At 60.5% G+C, this 20,212-nt stretch carries 15 protein-coding genes and 1 pseudogene; 9 read left to right on the forward strand and 7 right to left on the reverse strand.

Going from position 1 to position 20,212, the window contains the following annotated elements; all coding sequences use genetic code 11:
• The first annotated feature begins 7 nt into the window (after window positions 1-7).
• Together parC and RYB66_RS25815 are read left to right on the forward strand one after the other, a co-directional pair.
• Window positions 8-2,263, forward strand: a complete 2,256-nt coding sequence (parC, locus tag RYB66_RS25810; protein ID WP_005778869.1) for a DNA topoisomerase IV subunit A — start codon at window positions 8-10, stop codon at window positions 2,261-2,263.
• Window positions 2,264-2,446: 183 nt separating this feature from the next.
• On the forward strand, window positions 2,447-3,142 hold the full coding sequence (locus RYB66_RS25815; RefSeq protein ID WP_029241083.1) for a membrane integrity-associated transporter subunit PqiC: 696 nt from the start codon (window positions 2,447-2,449) through the stop codon (window positions 3,140-3,142).
• Between the two features lie 747 nt (window positions 3,143-3,889).
• Here the strand turns inward: RYB66_RS25815 and RYB66_RS25820 are convergent.
• The gene (locus RYB66_RS25820) at window positions 3,890-5,431 is read right to left on the reverse strand and encodes a HAMP domain-containing protein (protein WP_010193646.1); all 1,542 of its coding nucleotides are present in this window, start codon (window positions 5,429-5,431) and stop codon (window positions 3,890-3,892) included.
• A gap of 130 nt (window positions 5,432-5,561) precedes the next feature.
• On the opposite strand from RYB66_RS25820, the gene serB reads away from it, so the two are divergent.
• Window positions 5,562-6,776, forward strand: a complete 1,215-nt coding sequence (gene serB, locus RYB66_RS25825) for a phosphoserine phosphatase SerB (RefSeq protein WP_004654576.1) — start codon at window positions 5,562-5,564, stop codon at window positions 6,774-6,776.
• A 66-nt stretch (window positions 6,777-6,842) separates the two neighbouring features.
• Here serB and RYB66_RS25830 read toward each other — a convergent pair whose 3' ends face one another.
• The 4 genes and pseudogenes from RYB66_RS25830 to RYB66_RS25845 form a co-directional block, all read right to left on the reverse strand.
• Complete coding sequence (locus RYB66_RS25830; protein ID WP_316895826.1) at window positions 6,843-8,627, reverse strand: molecular chaperone; 1,785 nt, start codon at window positions 8,625-8,627, stop codon at window positions 6,843-6,845.
• Between the two features lie 259 nt (window positions 8,628-8,886).
• A complete protein-coding gene (gene asd, locus RYB66_RS25835) occupies window positions 8,887-9,750 on the reverse strand; it encodes an archaetidylserine decarboxylase (protein WP_316895891.1) in 864 nt (287 codons plus the stop codon).
• A gap of 156 nt (window positions 9,751-9,906) precedes the next feature.
• Window positions 9,907-10,719, reverse strand: a pseudogene (locus RYB66_RS25840) (rhodanese-like domain-containing protein); the annotation flags it as partial.
• 45 nt (window positions 10,720-10,764) lie between these two features.
• Entirely contained in the window at window positions 10,765-12,300 is a 1,536-nt protein-coding gene (locus tag RYB66_RS25845; protein ID WP_044317842.1) for an HDOD domain-containing protein, read from the reverse strand.
• Window positions 12,301-12,507: 207 nt separating this feature from the next.
• Between RYB66_RS25845 and motA the strand changes: the two genes are divergently transcribed.
• Both motA and motB read left to right on the forward strand, forming a co-directional pair.
• On the forward strand, window positions 12,508-13,359 hold the full coding sequence (gene motA, locus RYB66_RS25850) for a flagellar motor stator protein MotA (protein WP_002551809.1): 852 nt from the start codon (window positions 12,508-12,510) through the stop codon (window positions 13,357-13,359).
• Window positions 13,360-13,362: 3 nt separating this feature from the next.
• Window positions 13,363-14,388 carry a flagellar motor protein MotB gene (motB, locus tag RYB66_RS25855; RefSeq protein WP_057441847.1) on the forward strand — a complete coding sequence of 342 codons (1,026 nt, stop codon included), beginning with the start codon at window positions 13,363-13,365 and terminating at the stop codon, window positions 14,386-14,388.
• Between the two features lie 61 nt (window positions 14,389-14,449).
• Here motB and rsgA read toward each other — a convergent pair whose 3' ends face one another.
• On the reverse strand, window positions 14,450-15,481 hold the full coding sequence (rsgA, locus tag RYB66_RS25860; RefSeq protein ID WP_002551811.1) for a small ribosomal subunit biogenesis GTPase RsgA: 1,032 nt from the start codon (window positions 15,479-15,481) through the stop codon (window positions 14,450-14,452).
• A gap of 108 nt (window positions 15,482-15,589) precedes the next feature.
• Here rsgA and orn point away from each other — a divergent pair, with 108 nt between their 5' ends.
• Together orn and RYB66_RS25870 are read left to right on the forward strand one after the other, a co-directional pair.
• Window positions 15,590-16,126: an oligoribonuclease gene (orn, locus tag RYB66_RS25865; protein ID WP_002551812.1), complete on the forward strand. Its 537-nt coding sequence runs from the start codon at window positions 15,590-15,592 to the stop codon at window positions 16,124-16,126.
• Window positions 16,127-16,222: 96 nt separating this feature from the next.
• Window positions 16,223-16,834: a trimeric intracellular cation channel family protein gene (locus tag RYB66_RS25870; protein ID WP_005742997.1), complete on the forward strand. Its 612-nt coding sequence runs from the start codon at window positions 16,223-16,225 to the stop codon at window positions 16,832-16,834.
• 271 nt (window positions 16,835-17,105) lie between these two features.
• Here the strand turns inward: RYB66_RS25870 and queG are convergent, their stop codons facing one another.
• Window positions 17,106-18,200, reverse strand: a complete 1,095-nt coding sequence (queG, locus tag RYB66_RS25875; protein ID WP_316895831.1) for a tRNA epoxyqueuosine(34) reductase QueG — start codon at window positions 18,198-18,200, stop codon at window positions 17,106-17,108.
• 63 nt (window positions 18,201-18,263) lie between these two features.
• Between queG and RYB66_RS25880 the strand changes: the two genes are divergently transcribed.
• Together RYB66_RS25880 and tsaE are read left to right on the forward strand one after the other, a co-directional pair.
• Window positions 18,264-19,754: a bifunctional ADP-dependent NAD(P)H-hydrate dehydratase/NAD(P)H-hydrate epimerase gene (locus RYB66_RS25880; RefSeq protein WP_005742995.1), complete on the forward strand. Its 1,491-nt coding sequence runs from the start codon at window positions 18,264-18,266 to the stop codon at window positions 19,752-19,754.
• Window positions 19,755-19,783: 29 nt separating this feature from the next.
• Entirely contained in the window at window positions 19,784-20,212 is a 429-nt protein-coding gene (gene tsaE / locus RYB66_RS25885; RefSeq protein WP_220273530.1) for a tRNA (adenosine(37)-N6)-threonylcarbamoyltransferase complex ATPase subunit type 1 TsaE, read from the forward strand.

The following is a 20,212-nucleotide window of genomic DNA, read 5'->3' on the forward strand; positions in this document are numbered from 1 at the left end:
GGCCCGCATGAGCGACTCCCTTGACCTCAGCCTGGATGGTGTAGAACGCCGATCACTGGCTGACTTCACCGAACAGGCCTACCTCAACTACTCCATGTACGTGATCATGGACCGTGCCTTGCCGCATATCGGGGACGGCCTGAAGCCTGTTCAGCGGCGCATCATCTACGCGATGAGCGAACTGGGCCTTGGGGCTGACGCCAAGCACAAGAAATCGGCGCGTACCGTCGGCGACGTACTCGGCAAATTCCACCCGCACGGCGACTCGGCCTGCTACGAAGCGATGGTGCTGATGGCCCAGCCGTTCAGCTACCGCTACACGCTGGTGGACGGGCAGGGTAACTGGGGTGCGCCGGATGATCCCAAGTCCTTCGCGGCCATGCGTTACACCGAAGCGCGCCTATCGCGCTATTCCGAAGTCCTGCTCAGCGAACTGGGCCAGGGCACGGCTGACTGGGTGCCGAACTTTGACGGCACACTGGACGAACCGGCCGTGCTGCCGGCGCGTTTGCCGAACATCCTGCTCAATGGCACCACCGGCATTGCCGTCGGTATGGCCACCGACGTGCCGCCGCATAACCTGCGCGAAGTCGCCAGCGCCTGCGTTCATCTGCTGGACGACCCCAAGGCCACGGTCCCGGAACTGTGCGAGCACATTCTGGGGCCGGACTATCCGACCGAAGCGGAAATCATCACGCCGCGTGCCGACCTGCTGAAAATTTACGAGACCGGGCGCGGTTCGGTGCGCATGCGGGCCGTGTACCGCATTGAAGATGGCGACATTGTCGTGACTTCACTGCCGCATCAGGTTTCCGGCGCCAAGGTGCTGGAGCAGATCGCCGCGCAGATGCAGGCCAAGAAGCTGCCGATGGTTGCCGACCTGCGTGACGAGTCTGACCACGAAAACCCTTGTCGTATCGTGATCATTCCGCGCTCCAACCGGGTTGAGCTGGACGAGTTGATGCAGCATTTGTTCGCGACCACCGAGCTGGAGTCCAGCTATCGGGTGAACATCAACATCATCGGTCTGGATGGCAAGCCGCAGCTCAAGAACCTCAAGACACTGCTCGGCGAATGGCTGACGTTCCGCATCGGTACTGTGCGTCGTCGTCTGCAGTTTCGTCTGGACAAGGTCGAGCATCGTCTGCACCTGTTGGACGGTTTGCTCACGGCTTACCTGAACCTGGATGAAGTGATCCACATCATCCGCACCGCCGAACATCCCAAGGCGGAACTGATTGCACGCTTTGGCCTGTCGGAAATCCAGGCGGACTACATCCTCGATACCCGTCTGCGTCAGTTGGCGCGTCTGGAAGAGATGAAGCTGCGCAGCGAGCAGGAGGCCCTGCGCAAAGAGCAGGCCAAGCTTCTGGCCCTGCTGGGCAGTGAGTCCAAGCTGCGCAAGCTGGTCCGTGCCGAACTGATTGCCGACGCTGAAACCTATGGTGACGACCGTCGTTCGCCGATTGTTGCCCGTGCCGAAGCCAAGGCGCTGTCTGAAAACGAATTGATGCCCACCGAGCCGGTAACTGTCGTGCTTTCGGAAAAAGGCTGGGTGCGTTGCGCGAAAGGCCACGATATTGATGCCACCGGGCTTTCCTACAAAGCAGGGGATGGTTTCAAGACGTCGTCCATCGGCCGCTCGAATCAGTTCGCCGTGTTCATCGACTCGACCGGGCGCAGCTATTCGGTGGCAGCACACACCCTGCCATCTGCACGAGGCCAGGGCGAGCCGTTGACCGGTAAACTGCAACCGCCACCGGGTGCGACGTTCGAGTGCGTATTGATGCCCGAAGATGACGCGCTGTATGTGATCGCTTCGGATGCCGGTTATGGGTTTGTCGTCAAAGGCGAAGACCTGCAGGCCAAGAACAAGGCGGGCAAGGCGTTGCTGAGCTTGCCGAACGGGGCAAAAGTCATCTTGCCCCGGCCGGTGCCCGACCGTGAACAGAACTGGCTGGCAGCGGTGACCACCGAAGGCCGCCTGCTGGTGTTCAAGATCAGCGATTTGCCGCAGTTGGGCAAAGGCAAAGGCAACAAGATCATCGGTATTCCGGGTGAGCGGGTAGCCAGCCGAGAAGAATATGTGACCGATCTGGCGGTGATTGCGCAGGGCGCGACGCTGGTACTCCAGGCGGGCAAGCGAACGCTGTCGCTTAAACCTGAAGACCTTGAACATTACAAGGGGGAGCGGGGCCGACGTGGCAATAAATTGCCAAGAGGCTTCCAGCGCGTAGACGCGTTATTGGTGGAAAATAGCTAAAAACATTGATCTGGCACCAGCGTTCTTCGTTTTGCCATGAAGTACGATGCATAATCGCTGGAGTCATGATGCATATTCACGGATGATATGGGGTCTTGGGGTGCATGCGTGGCTCAGTGCCTGCATGGGTCTTGAAAGTACTTATACTGTGGCCTGCCTCGGGGCGGCCACCTGGATGGGATGATGAATTTTCTACGCCTTCCCCTGATCTTGCTGATGACTGGCGTTTTGGGTCTGGCTGGTTGCAGTGTGCGCCAGCCGACCGCGCTTTATCAGCTCGATAGCGGTGAGCCTGGTCAGCCGAAACAGAGTAGTGGTCTGGCAGTATTGCTGGGTCCTGTTTCGGTGGCCGACTATCTGCAACGCGAAACCCTGCTGCAACGCCAGCCTGACGGCACTTTGACCGCATCGCCTGACGGGCGCTGGGCGGGCAATCTGTCTTCGGACATCGACCAGTTGCTCTTGCGTCAGCTGGCCTGGAAGCTGGACAGCCAGCGTGTCGTCATGGCACCTGCGGTTGCCAACTTCACACCGGACGTTCAGGTCGTACTGTCGATCACCCGTCTGGACTCCGGTGCCAAACAGCCTGCCGTTCTGGATGCGCAATGGCGTCTTCTGGACCGTAAAGGTCATGTTCGTGACAGCCGACTGGTGCACCTTGAACAGGTCCATGCCGGCAGCTCCGCCGACCAGGTCAAGGCCCAGGGCATGCTGTTGCAACGCCTGGCCGATCAGGTCAGTACTGCGATCAAGCCGATTTCCTGGCAGCCGATCGAAGAACCGAAAAAGCCCCCGGTTGCGAAGGCCAAAGAGCCTGACAAACCAAGAATTCCAATGGCCTCGCCCATACGTACCGACCTTGAAGTGTTCCGCTTCTAGGGTTGGCCCAACAAAAAGCCCGCAGCGATGCGGGCTTTTTGTTGGACGCGAATCTTCGCTTCTCACACCTCGACGTTCCTGACGCACCACGCAGTCAGGAGGACGCAGAGCGTCCAGAACGGCATGCCCACGCGGAGCATGGGCACGATGGTGATCTTGCGGACACCTATCGTTCCGCACGCTCCAGCGTGGGAATGCCTTGGGTGACGCTCTGCGTCACAGATCTGTGCCGCGTTGCACCGTCAGGATCGGACGCGGAGCGTCCAGAACGGCATGCCCACGCGGAGCATGGGCACGATGGTGATCTTGCGGACACCTATCGTTCCGCACGCTCCAGCGTGGGAATGCCTTGGGTGACGCTCTGCGTCACAGATCTGTGCCGCGTTGCACCGTCAGGATCGGACGCGGAGCGTCCAGAACGGCATGCCCACGCGGAGCATGGGCACGATGGTGATCTTGCGGACACCTATCGTTCCGCACGCTCCAGCGTGGGAATGCCTTGGGTGACGCTCTGCGTCACAGATCTGCGCCGCACTGCACCGTCAGGACCGGACGCAGAGCGTCCAGAACGGCATGCCCACGCGGAGCATGGTCACGATGGTGATCTTGTGGACACCTATCGTTCCGCACGCTCCAGCGTGGGAATGCCTTGGGTGACGCTCTGCGTCACAGATCTGCGCCGCGCCGCCACAGTCAAGGTCGGGCACCTCTCGTCCTGTGCTTACGCATGTGAACGAGAGGCGGTGGTCAGGCCTTGTTGGATTCGTGCATGCGCGCCAGCTGGCGTTCGAGCATCGAAGGGTAGGGCTCCATCAGGCGTTCCACACAGCATGCGCCTTCAGGGCTGGCGATAGGACGGATACGGGCGCGCTGGCGTATCAACGGGTCGTCGTTGATACGGCGTTCAACCAGCAGCAGGTTGCGGCTGTGCTGAGACAGCGCCAACGCATCCTGCGCCGTTTCAGTCAGCAGCAGGTCGATCTGGCTCAGACCGCTCAAGCCTTCGCCCAGCGTCAGGCCCAGTTGCAGTTGCAAGGTGATGCCGCTGTCGGCCACCTCGATCTGCAAGGCATGGCTCAGGGCACGCAATAGCTCGCCGCAGCAGATTGCGTTGGTGAGGTAGTCATCACCGCTTTCGTGGCTGTGAAACAGCATCAGGGTGCTGCCATCGTTCAGGGTATGCAGCTCGCTTTCATACAGCGAGGCGGCCTGATCGAGGCAGTCGCGATAACGTTGCAGCAATTCGGTCAGTCGTGCGCGCGGCAGGCGGCGCAATTGGTCCTGCGCGCCCAATTGTACGGCCAGCACGGCGCTGTTGTGCGGCTCGACGGGCGCTACCGGCGCAGCCACAGGGCGTGCAACTGGTGCGGTATTCGAATTGTCACGCAGGTCCACAAACGGATCTTCGTCGTCGTCTTCGTCTTCTTCGGCAACAATGCGACGCTGGACTGGCGGTGCCGGCAGGCGCGGCTTCGGTTCGCTGGTGCGTGCCGAGACCGGTGGTGCAGGTCGCTCTTCCGGCTCCAGGTACGGATCGTCACCGTCGTCCTCGTCGCCGTCATACTCGGGTTCGGGCAGCGGCTCCGGCTCTGGAACCGGTGGTGCGAACGAGGTGCGCAGTTGCCGGGCCAGATCGCCTATTTCATCCTGGCGGTCGGTAGCCGGGGTGTATGGGTCGATGTCGCGCAGCCAGATGCGCATCTGCATCAATGGCGTGGAGATATGGCGACCGAGGCGCAGGCTCAGGGCCAGCGCCAGGGCCAGCAGAATGCCCGCCAGAATGCCCATGCTCTGCAGGCTGATGGTCATCGGCTGCTGGAACTGTGACATGTCGAGGCTGATGCGCAGATGACCCGCCATCACGTCCTGAAACGTGATCTTGATTTCATACAGGCCCTGAGCCTCGCCCAGAAGCCCGTTTTTCGGGCGCTGGCCAGCTTCCGCAAGAATGCGGTTATCCACACTGTAGATAGCGGCATGCGCCACCAGCGGGTTCTTGACCAGATTGCCCAGCAGCACGTTGAGACTGAGGATGTCGTTAGACACCAACAGCTCGGTGGCCGAGGTGGCGGTCTGGGTCGTCAGGGCCTGCCCCAGCGCATCCGCCTGTTCATGCATGGCCTGCTTGAACTGCAGGCCCATGACACCGGCGTAGATCACCAGCGCCAAAGCGACCAGGATCACGTTATGGCTGGCAATGCGCAAAGCGATCGGTACACGGCGATGACGCAGGGCACGAAAGATGAGCAGGAAGAAATTATCGGTTTTAACGGGCGTGGGCCGGTTCACAGAGCACGGCTCTTTCGGTGAAGTTGTCGCGCAGTATAACGAGCGACCCAGTAGCGGCAAAGCGCTGCCTGTGCCCGGTGGTCACTGAATGTGGTTAGAATGCGGTTTTTTTCCACTATGGGGGTGCGCCTTGCGCGAAATCGTCCTGATTAACATCACAGGTGTCGACCGTCCAGGTCTCACTGCTGCCATCACCGGCGTCCTCGCCCAGGGTGGCGTGAACATTCTCGATATTGGTCAGGCGGTTATCCACGACACCCTGTCGTTCGGCATCCTGGTTGAAATTCCGGATACCGTGCAGGGTTCTTCCGTGCTCAAGGACATCCTGTTCACCGCCTACAAACTCGATCAGCAGGTCCGTTTCACGGCAGTGTCCGAAGCGGATTATCAGCACTGGGTTGAAGGTCAGGGCAAGGCCCGTCATATCGTCACACTGCTGACCCGCAAGGTTACGGCCGAGCAATTGCAGTGCGTCAGCGCCATTACGGCTAAATACGGGCTGAATATCGATCAGATCGATCGTCTGTCCGGGCGTATGCCGCTCGACACGCCGGCCGACAAGGGCAAGGGTTGCATCGAGTTCACCGTGCGCGGCGAGCCAGCCGACCCGAAAGCCATGCAGGCCGAGTTCCTCGCAGTTGCCCAGGATCTCAACGTAGATATCGCGTTCCAGCAGGATTCGCTGTTTCGCCGCAACCGGCGTCTGGCTGTGTTCGACATGGATTCGACCCTCATTGAGGCCGAAGTGATCGACGAGTTGGCCAAGGCTGCCGGTGTGGGCGAGCAGGTTTCCGAGATTACCGAGCGTGCGATGCGCGGCGAACTGGATTTCAGCGAAAGCTTCAAGGAGCGTCTGGCTCTGCTCAAGGGGCTGGATGTCAGTGTGCTGGATGAAATCGGCGCTTCTCTACGCTTGACCGAAGGCGCCGAAACGCTATTCTCCGAGCTCAAGCGTCTGGGTTACAAGACCGCGATTCTCTCGGGTGGCTTCACCTACTTCGCCAAGCAGCTGCAAGCAAAACTGGGCATCGATTATGTGTACGCCAACGAGCTGGAAGTGGTCGATGGCAAGGTAACAGGCGTCGCCGTAGAGCCGATCGTCAATGCGCAGCGCAAGGCAGACCTGTTGCGCGAGCTGGCGCACAAGGAAGGCTTGAGCCTGGAGCAGACCATCGCGGTCGGCGACGGTGCCAATGACTTGCCGATGCTGGCGATTGCCGGGCTGGGTGTCGCATTCCGCGCCAAGCCGCTGGTCAAGCAATCGGCAAAGCAGGCGATCTCGACGCTGGGACTGGATGGCGTGCTATATCTGTTGGGTTTCCGCGACCGCGAAGGAAAGCGCTGACGCTCAGGCCGTGGTGGTTTGCCCCTGATGGCGAGGGGCCAATCGCGACGGCTGTCGCAGTGATCGCTACAGCGTGCCCCACAAGGAATCGAATTCCTGATCCGGCCTGGCCTTTTCGGTTTCGGTCGCTTTCGGGGCGTCGTACATCTGATACTCGAACTGGTTGTAACTGGCGCTGCTGACCTGCCGGTTGCTCAGTGACGCGCGGCGTTCTTCACCGGCGACGTTGATCATCACCTTGTTGCCCTCCTGAAAAGGCAGACGGGGTGCGAGCACGGTGGGCGGTTTTTCCATGGCGCGTACTTCCGGCAGCATCAGGGTTCGCAGGTACTGGCTGTTCTGCTGTTCGCGAATCAGCTGCATGCCGCACGGTTGGGCAAACGGGGCGATCAGTTCGATCCCCATCTGTGTGCCGCCGCTGCGTACCTGGCGGATCCAGCGCACGATTGCAATGCTCCAGCCCTGGCCGGCGTCATCCTGAATACCCACAAGTTCGCCAGCCTGCAACTGCTGAGGCACGTCCTTCTGCCACGCCAGGCAGTATCCGCCCGGGCTGTGGTTGACAATATTCAGGTCGAAGGTCGGAAACGTATGCTGGTTGTTGGAAAGCGAGTCGCTGTCGCCGTCGTTTTTCGGGTATTCGATCTCTTCGTAGGGCCGCAGAACGGATGAAGTCTTGCCGCGCTGAGTGTCGAAGGCAGACGCCCACGGATCGTCCGCGTCATCATTGGCCATCTTCAGCGAAAAACTCGCAGCACTGCCTGCGCTGTTGAGTTGCAGGAGTTCGCTGAACGACTTCTGACCAGCCACATAAAAATGCAGTGCGCTCATGCCGATGCACAGCTTCAGGGTGCCCTGGCCTGCCGTGCGCTGAAAGGTGCGTTCCGCCACATCACCCCAGGCGACCGCCAGATGTTGCAGCAGGTCGGTGTTGATACCGGTTGGAATAAGCAACGGCGAAGGGGTGCGCTGGTCATCCGGCAGGGCCAGGTACTGATTGATCGCTTCAGCCAGCGCGTAGGTGTTGATACCCAGCAGCCGAGGAGATTGTTCGTCGCTGAACAGGGTGCGATACAGCGGTGGTTTGTCGACCGTCGGGTCCAGAGCGAAGAGGCTGCTTTCAGTGACCGGCAATTGCAGCTTTACCAGAGGGCTCCAGGCCTCCAGCGCATCGGCCAGTTTGCCGATGTTCAACTGACGCATCTGGTTGCAGCGTGAGCAACCCATCAGCAGCGCGATCACGTAGGTTTGCTCCACGCTCAGCACTTTGCTGTGATGGGCCAGGGGCTCTTCGACCGGCGTGTTGTGCAACTGGTACTGGCGGGCAATCTGGTAGATCTGATGCAGCTCGAGCCACAGGCCATCCTGAACGGGACAGTAAAGCTGGTTGGCGCGTATCAGTGGCCCGTTGAGACCATGCAGTGCGCGTTGCAGCGCAGTGCTGAACAGCCCGGCCTGGTCTCGGGTGTAGCGCGGGGCGACCTGCTGAATGATCTGCTTGTAACCGGTTGCGAGATGGTTTTGCAGCGCCTGGCAGAGGTTGGCCACCTTGCGTGGTCGCTCGTCCAGCACAATGGCCTGATTGAGAAAGTGACGTTCAAGGTGCTTGCAGACGAAGTACACCTCGGGCCGCAGCAATTCAAGCAGTTGCAGGCGGTTCTCGCTCGGGGTGATCAACTGGTTGAGCTCGGTCAGCCCTTGATAGAGCTGGCGCGCCATTTCTCCGAGGTTCGCCTTGGGCAATCTGGAAATCCAGCGTTTGAGGTCGCGGGGGTTGGCTTCACTGAATGTCAGGCTCGACTGCGTCGGCGTAGGGGCACGCAATAGCAGAGGGAGGCTAAAATTACTCATGTGACAGGCGAACTCCAACAACTCATTGGCCCGGACGGAGGCTTTAAATGGGTGGCTGACGTCATCGCGGAGCGGGGACATGTCGAGCATACGCCCATGAAAGTGCGAAGTATCCTACAGCACCGATCGGGCGACTTTACCAGTATCGGCATCACTACGCAGTAAATATGGCCTGGAGCCATTACTGTCCGGTTTTAAACTGCATGAGCGCCCCTGTTAATGGGGCGCCCATGCCAGGCACTGTGACTTCAAGTCACAATCATGCCTGTGTCGGAACTGCCAATGCCTGGCCCATCTGTACCTTGGAGCCCGCGGTCAGTTGCTCGGCCCATTTCACCTGATTTGGCCCGAACAGCACAATGGCCGTGGAGCCCAGTTTGAAGCGGCCCATCTCGGCACCTTTTTCCAGATGGATTGGCGCACGCGCTGCTTCGTCGTAGCTGAACGTCTTCAATTCACGCTTGGGCGGCGTGACCAGCCCGGCCCATACCGTCTCGACCGACGCCACGATCATCGCGCCGACCAGCACCACTGCCATTGGTCCGCGCTCGGTGTCGAACAGGCAGACCACTCGCTCGTTACGGGCGAACAGCTCGGGTACGTTTTCAGCCGTGGTCTGGTTGACCGAGAAGATGCGGCCCGGCACGTAGACCATTTCACGCAGCGTGCCAGCCAGTGGCATGTGGACGCGGTGATAGTCCTTCGGCGACAGGTAGACCGTCGCGAACTCGCCGCCCATGAACGGTGCCGACAGCTTGGGATCACCGCCCAGCAGCTCAAGCACGCTGAAGCTGTGCCCCTTGGCCTGGAAGATCCGGCCATGATCAATCGGGCCCAACTGGCTGATGGCGCCGTCGGCTGGCGAAAGAATCGCGCCCGGCGTGGTATCGAGCGGGCGGGCGTCGGCTTTCAATGCGCGGGTGAAGAACGCATTGAAGTGCTCGTAGGACGTCAGGTCTTCGACCAGGGCCTGCGACATGTCGACCTGATAACGGCGGGCGAACCACGCGGTAAAGGCATTCTTGAAGCAGCGCACGCGGCATTCGGCAACGCAGCCAGCCAGTCGGGACAGCAGGTGGTGTGGCAACAGGTACTGACTGATGATGAACAAGCGGTCTTTCATTGAAGGTCCTGAGGATGAGTGTCCTGAATATTTCTGCGAGGCCTGTCGCGGTTCGCTAGAGCGGACAGGTTCGACGGTTTCGGCTGGTGCTGGCTGCGCAGGCGCGACGGGTTGCGCAACCTCGACTGCCTCGGCGGGCGCGGCGGCCACTTCCGGAAGTTCTACCGGTGTCTCCGGGTGATTGCCCCATTCACCCCACGAGCCGGCATAGGCCTTGACCCTTGGGTAGCCCAGCGCTTTCGCCACCAGATAGGTGAAGCCCGAGCGGTGGTGAGTCTGGCAATGGGTGATCACTTCCTTGTCGGGCGTGATGCCCAGGCCGCGAAGAATCTCTGGCATGTCCTGACGAATACGCAGGTTGCGTGCCTTGTCCATGCCCGCAGTCCATTCGAAATTGACCGCGCCGGGTATGTGTCCGCCCTTGGCCGCGACTACTTTTTCGCCCGAATACTCGGTAGGGCCGCGAGCGTCCCAGATTGCCAGGTCGGCGGCACCCAGACGGCTTTGCAGGTATTCGCGTGTGGCGGTAGGTTCGTCGTGCAGCGTCAGCGTGACCGGGCCGCCTGCAACGGGCGCAACCTCTGTGCTCAACGGCAGCGATTGCGCTTCCCAGGCCAGCACGCCGCCATCCAGATAGTGATAACGGTGGTGGCCGATGACATCCAGCAGCCAGATAAAACGCCCGGCCCAGCCACCGCCTTCGTCATCGTAGACGACATAGACTGCATCAGGGTTGTGGCCCAGCTCGCCGAACAGCTGCTGCAGATCGGCAGTGTCGGGCAGTAGGCCTGGTGCAGGAGGCTTGCCCAGTTGCGTACGTTTCGGATCGACAAAGCGTGCGCCGCGAATGTGCCCGGCTTCGTAGCGAGCGCTGCTGGTCAGATCCACGAGGATCAGTTCCGGGGCGTCTAGACGCTCAAGCAGATCGTTGGGTTCGATGACCAGCGACAAGCCAGTGAATGCGGACATTTGCAGCCTCCGATGAAAGGAAAGAGGCGAATTGTACGCCAGGCCTCACGCTTTGCGATGACTAAAGATGCCAAGTGCCCTTTCAATACATTGCGCGGTTTTTCCGAATGCCTGGACGGAAATTTCCGACAAGGCCCCACCACCCTGGTCGGCGACCACCAGCAGCATGACTTTACCGTTGTTGCTCAGCGAGCGAATAAGCCAGTGCTGGCCACTGAACAGGGTTTTTAGTGGCGCGGGCAGCAGGGCGGCAAACTGCGCGTTGTTCGCGGGGGTCATGCGCAACTGCGTCGGCTGGGTCAGCAAGCGTTGCAACACGGTGCTTTCCTTGATGAACAGCTGCAAGGAGGCGGTTTCGGCCGGCAGTCCGGCCATCTGATTGACGCGCAGTACGGTCGAGGTCTTGTCCAGCATCAGCAGCATGACCCGCTCCATACCGCACGACATGAACGCGTCGCGGGCCGAGGTGGTCAAGTGCATGGCGTTGATGAACGGGCTGGGGTCCTGCAGCAGCTCGGCGCAGTGCTTGCGCCATAGCTGCAGGGCGTCGGCCGATGGCGGTGGCGCTGGTTCGTTGTCGCGCCTTACACGGCGCGCATCCCAAGGCCAGATCAGCGATTCGGCCGGGTGCCAGAGGTCTTTTTCCGCATGAATACGCGCGCTGCTGGCAGCGTTTTGATGCGCCTGCTGCTGCACTTCGCTGATCGACTGTTGCAGGTAAAGGCTGGTCAGCCGTTCCCAGCGCAGGCAATGCGGGCTGTTCCAGGCATGTTGCGCCGCCAGCGCCAGGCCGTTACCCAGCAAAACAGTATTGGCTGGCTGGTTCAGCCAGCGCCGCAGGTTGGGGTCGGCGTCCATGAGTTGTTGCTGTTGCAGCGGGCTGTGTTCTTCGCGGGCGATGCGCAGCACCTTGGCCAGATCGCGTCGCTCGTTGATCAGCAACTTATAACCGCGCGTGACCCAGATCGGCAGGCGCCAGAATTCGGCGAGTGCCAGGCACAGCTCCAGCAGATTGACGCCGAACAGCTCTTTTTCCACTGCAAGGCTGGAATGGCCCTTGTGGATAACCCGCAACTCCAGCTCTTCGAGCAGCTTCGGATAGGCCAGCGCCATCGGCCAAAGGGGGGAGAGGAACAGCAGGCTGCCCATATGGATGTCTTGCCAGAGTCGTGCAAGGCGACTGGCAAACAACCCGTTGGCCTGTTGTGTGGCGTGCTGGCTGACCAGAATCAATTGGCGATAGACCGCGGGAATTTCCTCGGGCGGCTTGGCCGGCAAGCGGCCCAGAAGGATTTCAGTACGCGCCAGCCCCAGGCGGTTGATCGCAATCTCGAGGCTCTCGGCCTGCTCGGTCAAACCGTGGGTGTGATGGTTGGCTTCGCGCATCACACTCAATACCAGTGCGGGGCTTTCCTGCATCATTTCAGCGATTTCACGCAGTGAGCGGCGACTGTCGTTCAATGCTGCGCGAACGTGCCCATGATTGACGGCAGGGACCGGTAACGCGATGCCGTCAAGCAGCTTGACCCAGGCATCCAGCGTTTTCGGAACGAGATGATGTGCTGCGTGTGCTGTCGACATTCGATGGCCTGTGCGGCTGATTATCTGAGCTGGGAAACCGCCAGCGTACGGGACGCTGAGGCCATTTTCCTCCTTTTATGGAGGCGGATAAATGGGTTTTTCAAAAGAACCGGCTATAGTCTGGCCCAGTTAGGCCGATAAGGAGAAGAAGAGATTCAAGAACTTCCGGACTGTCCCTGAACCCGACTCAGTAAAGTATTTTTTCCTATGGCTAAAATTATCGGCATCATTGTCGTTATCGCGAGTGTCCTCGGCGGATATGTGCTGTCCCATGGCAAGATCATGGCGCTGTTCCAGCCCTACGAGGTCTTGATCATCGGCGGTGCTGCACTGGGCGCGTTCCTCCAGGCCAACCCTGGCTACATGACCATGCACGTGTTCAAGAAGTCGCTGAAGATGTTCGGTTCGCGCTTCACACACGCCTATTACCTCGAGGTGCTGGGGCTGGTATACGAAATCCTCAACAAGAGCCGCCGTGAAGGCATGATGGCGATTGAAGGGGATATCGAAGACGCCGCCTCCAGCCCGATCTTCGCCAAATACCCTGGTGTGCTGAAAGATGAGCGCATGACCGCGTACATCTGCGACTACCTGCGCATCATGTCGTCCGGCAACATGGCTCCTCACGAGCTGGAAGGCCTGTTCGACATGGAACTGCTGAGCATGAAAGAAGAGCTCGAGCATCCATCCCATGCCATTACCGGTATCGCCGACGGTATGCCCGGCTTCGGTATCGTGGCAGCGGTACTAGGTATCGTGGTGACCATGGCGTCGCTGGGGTCGGGCGACAAGGCTGCAATCGGCATGCACGTAGGTGCTGCGCTGGTAGGTACCTTCTTCGGTATTCTTGCGGCATACGGTTTCTTCGGTCCGTTGGCCACCTGCCTTGCCCATGATGCCAAGGAAGAAATGAACGTCTACGAGAGCATCAAGGCGTCGCTGGTGGCGTCGGCCTCCGGCATGCCGCCTTCGCTGGCCGTCGAATTTGGCCGCAAGGTTCTCTACCCGCTGCATCGCCCCAGCTTCAGCGAGCTGGAACAAGCGGTTCGCGGTCGCTAAGTCATGGAAAATAATCAGCCGATTATCATCAAGCGCGTAAAGCGCTTTGGTGGCGGACATCACGGCGGTGCCTGGAAAATCGCGTTTGCCGACTTCGCGACGGCGATGATGGCGTTCTTCCTGGTGCTGTGGCTGATGTCTTCTGCCACGCCCGAACAGTTGCTCGCGGTGGCCGGTTACTTCAAGGACCCGGTCGGTTTTTCGGACAGCGGTTCGCCGTATGTGATCGACCTGGGCGGCTCGCCCGAGATGTCGCCGAATCAGACGCTGAACCCTGAGGTCAAGACCACGCCGTCACCTGACACCGTGCCCCTTGAGGCCGAGACTTCCGAGACCAAAGCTGAAGAGGTCGAGCAGGAGCGTCTGGAGATGCTGTTGCAAGAGCTGCAGAACAAGGTCGAGGAAAACCCGCAACTGCAGAAATTCAAGGACCAGATTCTGTTCGAGATCACCCAGGACGGTTTGCGTATCCAGATCATGGACGCTGACAACCGGCCGATGTTCGACTCGGGCAGCGCACGTCTCAAGCCTTATTTCGAAGACATCCTGCTGGCGATGGCTGACACCATCAAGAGCGTGCCGAACAAGATCAGTATCAGCGGTCATACCGATGCGACACCTTTTGTAGGCAACGGCGGATTCGGTAACTGGGAACTGTCGGCCAACCGCGCCAACGCTGCACGTCGTGCGCTGGTGGCCGGTACCTATCCAGACTCACAGGTGGCCAGGGTGGTGGGTTATGCCTCGTCAGCTCTTTATGATCACGAGAACCCGACCAATCCGGTCAACCGCCGCATCGACATTGTGGTTTTGACCAAAAAGGCTCAGCAGCGTATCGAAGGCGACCAGAACTCCGGTGGTGCGCCTCAGTCCAAACCTGCGCCCGCCGCTCCTGCTACTCCCGCTGCTCCGGGTGCTTCGGTCGGGGCACCGCCAGACCCACAGGCATACGCCCAGCCTCACGAGATCCGGCAGAAGCTGAATATCTTTGACGATGGCAAGTTGCGGGTCGAGCCAGCCCAGAACTGAGCTGCAACCGATACAAAAACGCCGCGATCATCGCGGCGTTTTTGCGTGTTGCGTTCGGTGCTCAGTAACTGTCTTGCGGCAGGCTGGCAATGATCGAACGGTAGCTGTTCATGCGCTGTTGCTGCACGCGGCCATCTTCAAGCCCCTTGAGCAGGGCGCAGCCCGGTTCGCGGTCATGCTTGCAGTCGCGAAAGCGGCACGTGCCGATCAGGTCGTTGAATTCGATGAAGCCAGCTTCTACGTCTGCACGGCTGACATGCCCCAGGCCGAATTCGCGGATACCCGGTGAGTCGATCAGATCGCCGCCACGCGGAAAGTGGAACAGGCGGGCGGTTGTGGTGGTGTGTGTGCCCTGGCCGGAGACTTCGGACAACGGGCCGACCCGGGTATCCGTTTCCGGCAGCAGGCTGTTGACCAACGAAGACTTGCCGACGCCGGACTGGCCAACGAACACACTGATGTGGCCATCAAGCTGGCTTTGCAGTGTCTGCATGCCATCGCCATGATGCGCCGACACTTCCAGCACCGGGTAACCCAGTGTGCGGTAGACCGCCAGCAACGCATTGAGCGCGGGCGCGTTCTGTTCGTCGATCAGGTCAGCCTTGTTGAGCAGCAGCAGCGGACGAATCCCGGCATGCTCGGCGGCCACCAGATAGCGGTCAATCAGGTTGGCATGTGGCTCGGGCATGGGCGCGAACACGATCACGATCAGATCGACGTTGGCAGCCACAGGCTTGAGCTGGCCACGTGAGTCCGGGCGGCGCAGTTCGGTGGTGCGGGGCAGTTGCGCAACGATGACGCCAATGCCCTGATTGCCGGCGCGCCATACAACGCGATCACCCGTGACCAGTGCCGGCAGGTTGGCGCGCAAGTGGCAGCGAAATACCTGACCGCTTGCTTCGCCTTCCTGAGCCTCGACTTCGACCTGAACACCGAAGTGAGCAATTACAAGGCCGGTCTGTTCGGGGCCGAGGTCGCCGCCTTCCAGTGTTTCAAGCGTAGCGGACTCGCGTTTTGCCGCGCGGGCAGCACGCTCGCCCTGAATTTTTTCGATGCGCCAGTTCTGACGACGATTGAGTTGGCGTTTGGCCATGGGTGTTCCGATGTGATGTAACCGATGAATTAGGCAGTACGATTGATCGGCAGGAGTCTAGCACGGCAGGGTGAGCTAAACTGCGCGCCTACGCTGAGGAGTCGACACATGCAGAACAAGCAGAACCTGATCTGGATCGATCTGGAAATGACCGGTCTGGACCCTGATACCGATGTCATCATCGAAATGGCCACGATCATCACCGATAGCGAGCTGAACACCCTGGCCGAAGGCCCGGTGATCGCTGTGCATCAGAGCGACGAGACGCTGGCGAAAATGGACGAGTGGAACACCCGCCAGCACGGTGGCTCGGGCCTGACCCAGCGAGTACGCGAAAGCACCATCAGCATGGCTGAAGCCGAGGCGCAGACCCTTGAGTTCATCAAGCTGTGGGTGCCGGAGCGCAGTTCGCCGATCTGCGGCAACAGCATCTGCCAGGATCGCCGCTTCCTGTATCGCCACATGCCGACGCTGGAAAACTGGTTCCACTACCGCAATCTGGATGTCTCGACCCTCAAGGAACTGGCGGCGCGCTGGTCCCCCGAGCTGAAATTCAAGAAAGGCAGCACCCACCTGGCGCTCGATGACATCCGCGAGTCGATTGCCGAGCTGCGCTTTTATCGTGAGCACTTCATCAAGCCTTGATCAAGACTCGCGCGTGCAGTGAATAATCTTCGCTGCACTCTTTCAGTGCGTTGGTCGGCTGGTTAGACTGCGCGCCTTTGTCGCAGAGTCCCCGCCATGTTGCTGATGCTTTATCTGATTGCCATCACTGCTGAAGCCATGACTGGCGCGCTGTCTGCGGGCCGTCGAGGAATGGACTGGTTCGGCGTGGTGCTGATCGCTTGCGTCACAGCCCTGGGCGGCGGCTCGGTGCGCGATGTGCTGATCGGCCATTACCCGCTGACCTGGGTCAAGCACCCGGAATACCTCATATTGACCAGTGTGGCAGCGTTGGTAACGATCTTTATCGCGCCATTGATGCGCCACCTGCGCTCGTTGTTTCTGGTGCTGGATGCGCTGGGGCTGGTGGCCTTCACCCTGATCGGCTGCATGACCGCGCTGGAAGCCGGGCATGGTCTGGTGATCGCGTCAGTGTGCGGTGTCATCACCGGGGTCTTCGGTGGCATCCTGCGCGACATCTTCTGCAACGACATTCCGCTGATCTTCCGTCGCGAACTGTATGCCAGCGTTTCATTTCTGGCCGCGTGGTGTTTTTTGCTGTGCCAGTACCTGCAACTGCCGGATGAACAGGCCGTGCTCATCACCTTGTTCGGCGGCCTGCTGCTGCGCCTGCTGGCGATCCGATTCCGCTGGGAAATGCCCAAGTTCGTCTATAAAGACGAGCCCTGAAGAGGGCGCAGAACGCCCGGAGCTGCATGCCCATACGCAGCACTCTGCTTCATTCACATCCTGAGATGCCCGCAGAGTGGGCTTCTGCCCGAAGGGCGTGGGAGCTTCAGGAGGTCACGACGGCTGCGATGGGCTGCGAAGCGGCCCTTAAACCTGCTGACTCTGTTGTGTCTGATGCACCAAGGCGACCGTTTTTGCTGCCGGTTCCCGACAGTTCGCAGACAAGTCCGCTCCCATGCAAGTTAAGCGTCGCCCGGCCCGCTGAGACGCGTTAGCCCTCTGCGTCTGCCACCCCATGCCTCTGCAGCGCCCATTCCACATGCTCCCTGACCAATTCCGAGGGATAGTCGCGCCGTGCGTGCAGGGCTTCGATCACCGGGATGGTGGAGGGCGCGTTGCCCAGTCCGACAGCCAGGTTGCGTAGCCAGCGTTCGTACCCGGCGCGGCGCAGGGGCGAGCCTTCTGTACTACTGAGGAATTTGTCTTCATCCCATAAAAAAAGCTCGGCCAGCCCAGCGTTGTCCAGGTTATGGCGCGGCTGAAAGTCGCTCTGGTCGGTTGGTCGTGCAAAGCGGTTCCACGGGCAGACAATCTGGCAGTCGTCGCAACCGAACACCCGATTGCCGATCAAGGGCCGCAGCTCTTCTGGAATCGCGGTCTTGAGCTCGATGGTCAGGTAGGAAATGCAGCGCCGTGCGTCCAGCACATAAGGCCCGACAAAGGCCGCCGTCGGGCAGATGTCCAGGCAGGCCGTGCAGCGCCCGCAATGTTCCGTCGCATGCGGCGCATCCACCGGTAGCGGGATGTCGACAAACAGCTCGCCGAGAAAGAAAAAGCTGCCCGCCTTGCGGTTGAGCACCAGCGTGTTCTTGCCGATCCAGCCGAGCCCGGCCTGTTCGGCAATGGCCTTTTCCAGCACTGGCGCGCTGTCCACGAACGCCCGAAAACCAAACGGCCCGATGGCCTGCTGAATGCGCTCGGCCAGTTGCTGCAAGCGCTTGCGGATCAACTTGTGATAGTCACGGCCCAGGGCGTAGCGTGACACATAGGCTTTTTCCGGTTCTGTCAGGCGCTGGGCCATCTCGGTGTCGCCGGGCAGATAGTCCATGCGCAGCGACACCACGCGCAACGTTCCCGGCACCAGCTCGTCCGGATGGGAACGTTTGCTGCCGTGGGCTGCCATATAGTCCATTTCGCCGTGATAGCCTGCATCGAGCCAGCGTTGCAGGTGCTGCTCGTGCTCTGCCAGGTCCAGACCGCTGACCCCCACTTCCTGAAAGCCCAGCTCACGCCCCCATGCCTTGATTGAGACGGCAAGGGCGGCGAGATCATCGGAAGTGGGAAGTACAGCAGTAATAGCGGACATGCGCAGAGAGAAACCGGGGCCAAGGTGCGTATAATTCTGCCAGACATCGGAGCCTATAGACGCATGTTCGACACGAAACCTCATTTACCCGACGCGCTGTACAGCGCTGCGCAGGTCCGCGACCTCGATGCACGGCTGATTGCTGCCGGTACGCCAGGCCTGGAATTGATGCTGCGCGCTGCCCAGGCGCTATGGCGGACGATACTCCGACGCTGGCCGCAGGCCAATGAACTGACCGTGTTGGCCGGGCGTGGCAACAACGCCGGTGACGGGTATCTGGTGGCCGCGCTGGCGCACAAGGCAGGCTGGCAAGTCAGGGTGCTGGCTGTCGGCGACCCGGCTGCATTGACCGGTGATGCCGCTTCGGCGCACGCGGCAGCTTCCGGCATCGACACTCAGGCATGGGCCGGACAACCGCTGAGCGGCGTGGTGCTGGATGCCTTGCTCGGCACCGGGCTCAACGGCGAAGTGCGCGAGCCCTATGTTTCGGCCATCAAGGCGATCAATGCCAGCGGCCTGCCGGTCGCCGCCGTGGACATCCCGTCGGGCTTGAGTGCAGACACCGGCCAAGCGCTGGGCGTGGCGGTGCGTGCCGATGTGACCGTTACCTTCATAGGCCTCAAACTGGGCTTGTTGACGGGCGATGCGGCGGACCTGGTGGGCGAGCTGGTGTTTGATGATTTACGCGCCGACCCTGCGCTGGTTGCGCAGGTGCCGGTCAGCGCGAAGCGTCTGAGCGCATCCAGTCTGCCGACGCTGGCACCGCGTCCGCGTACTGCTCATAAAGGCATGTTCGGCCGAGTGCTGGTCATCGGTGGCGATCACGGTTTTGGCGGTGCTGCCTTGCTCAGCGCCGAAAGCGCCTTGCGCAGCGGGGCGGGCATGCTGACGCTGGCGACCCGCGCCGAACATATTCCGGCCGCCCTGACGCGCATGCCGGAAATCATGAGTGCGGCCATTCGCTCGGCTAACCAGTTGATGGCGTTGATCGAGCCGGCCAGCGTATTGGTGGTCGGGCCCGGCCTGGGGCAGGCGTCCTGGGGGCGCAGCCTGCTGTCGGCTGCTGCCAACGCCGAGCGGCCCCAAGTGTGGGATGCCGATGCTCTGAATATGCTGGCCGCCGGTCTGGTGAGTCTGCCCAAAGGCTGCGTCATCACCCCGCATCCGGGAGAGGCCGCGCGTTTGCTGGGCGTTGGCATCAAGGACGTTCAGGCTGACCGGGCCGCTGCTGTGCGGGCGCTGGCGCGTAAGTTCGATACGGTCTGTGTGCTTAAGGGCTCCGGCAGCCTGATCGCCGATGCGAGCGGGCAACTGGCGTTGTGCGACCGTGGTCATCCGGCCATGGCCACCGCCGGACTGGGTGACGTGTTGGCCGGGTTGATCGGTGCGCTGCTGGCGCAGCATCTAACGCCATTCGATGCGGCCTGTCTGGCGGTGTGGCTGCACGCAAGCGCCGGTCAGAAAGTCGGTGAATACGGTCGCGGGCTGGCGGCCAGCGATATTATTCCTGCCATTCGTCAGTTATTGGAGGAGCTGCAACCGTGTCTGATTTAACGCTGCATGTGGTTGGCGAAGAGGCCATGATGAATTTTGGTGCACGCCTGGCCGCAGTTACCGAAGGCGTGGGCGTCATCTTTCTCGATGGCGATCTGGGCGCTGGAAAAACCACTCTTTCGCGGGGAATGATTCGCGGGTTCGGGCATGCCGGGGCTGTCAAGAGTCCTACTTTCACGCTGGTCGAGCCCTACGAAATAGGTGCCATACGGGTCTTTCACTTTGACCTTTATCGTCTGGTCGATCCCGAAGAGCTTGAGTACATGGGGGTGCGTGATTACTTCGACGGCGATGCACTTTGTCTGATTGAATGGCCCCAGCGTGGTGCAGGCTTTTTGCCAAAGCCTGACCTGACCATTACCATTGGCCCGCACGGAGAAGGTCGGTCCGTGATATTGAGCCCGCTGGGCTCGCGTGGCGAACGCTGGTGTGCCACTTTGGCTTTGGAATTCAAATAG

The organism is Pseudomonas syringae group sp. 243L2 (assembly GCF_032587875.1).
Taxonomy (GTDB): domain Bacteria; phylum Pseudomonadota; class Gammaproteobacteria; order Pseudomonadales; family Pseudomonadaceae; genus Aquipseudomonas; species Aquipseudomonas amygdali.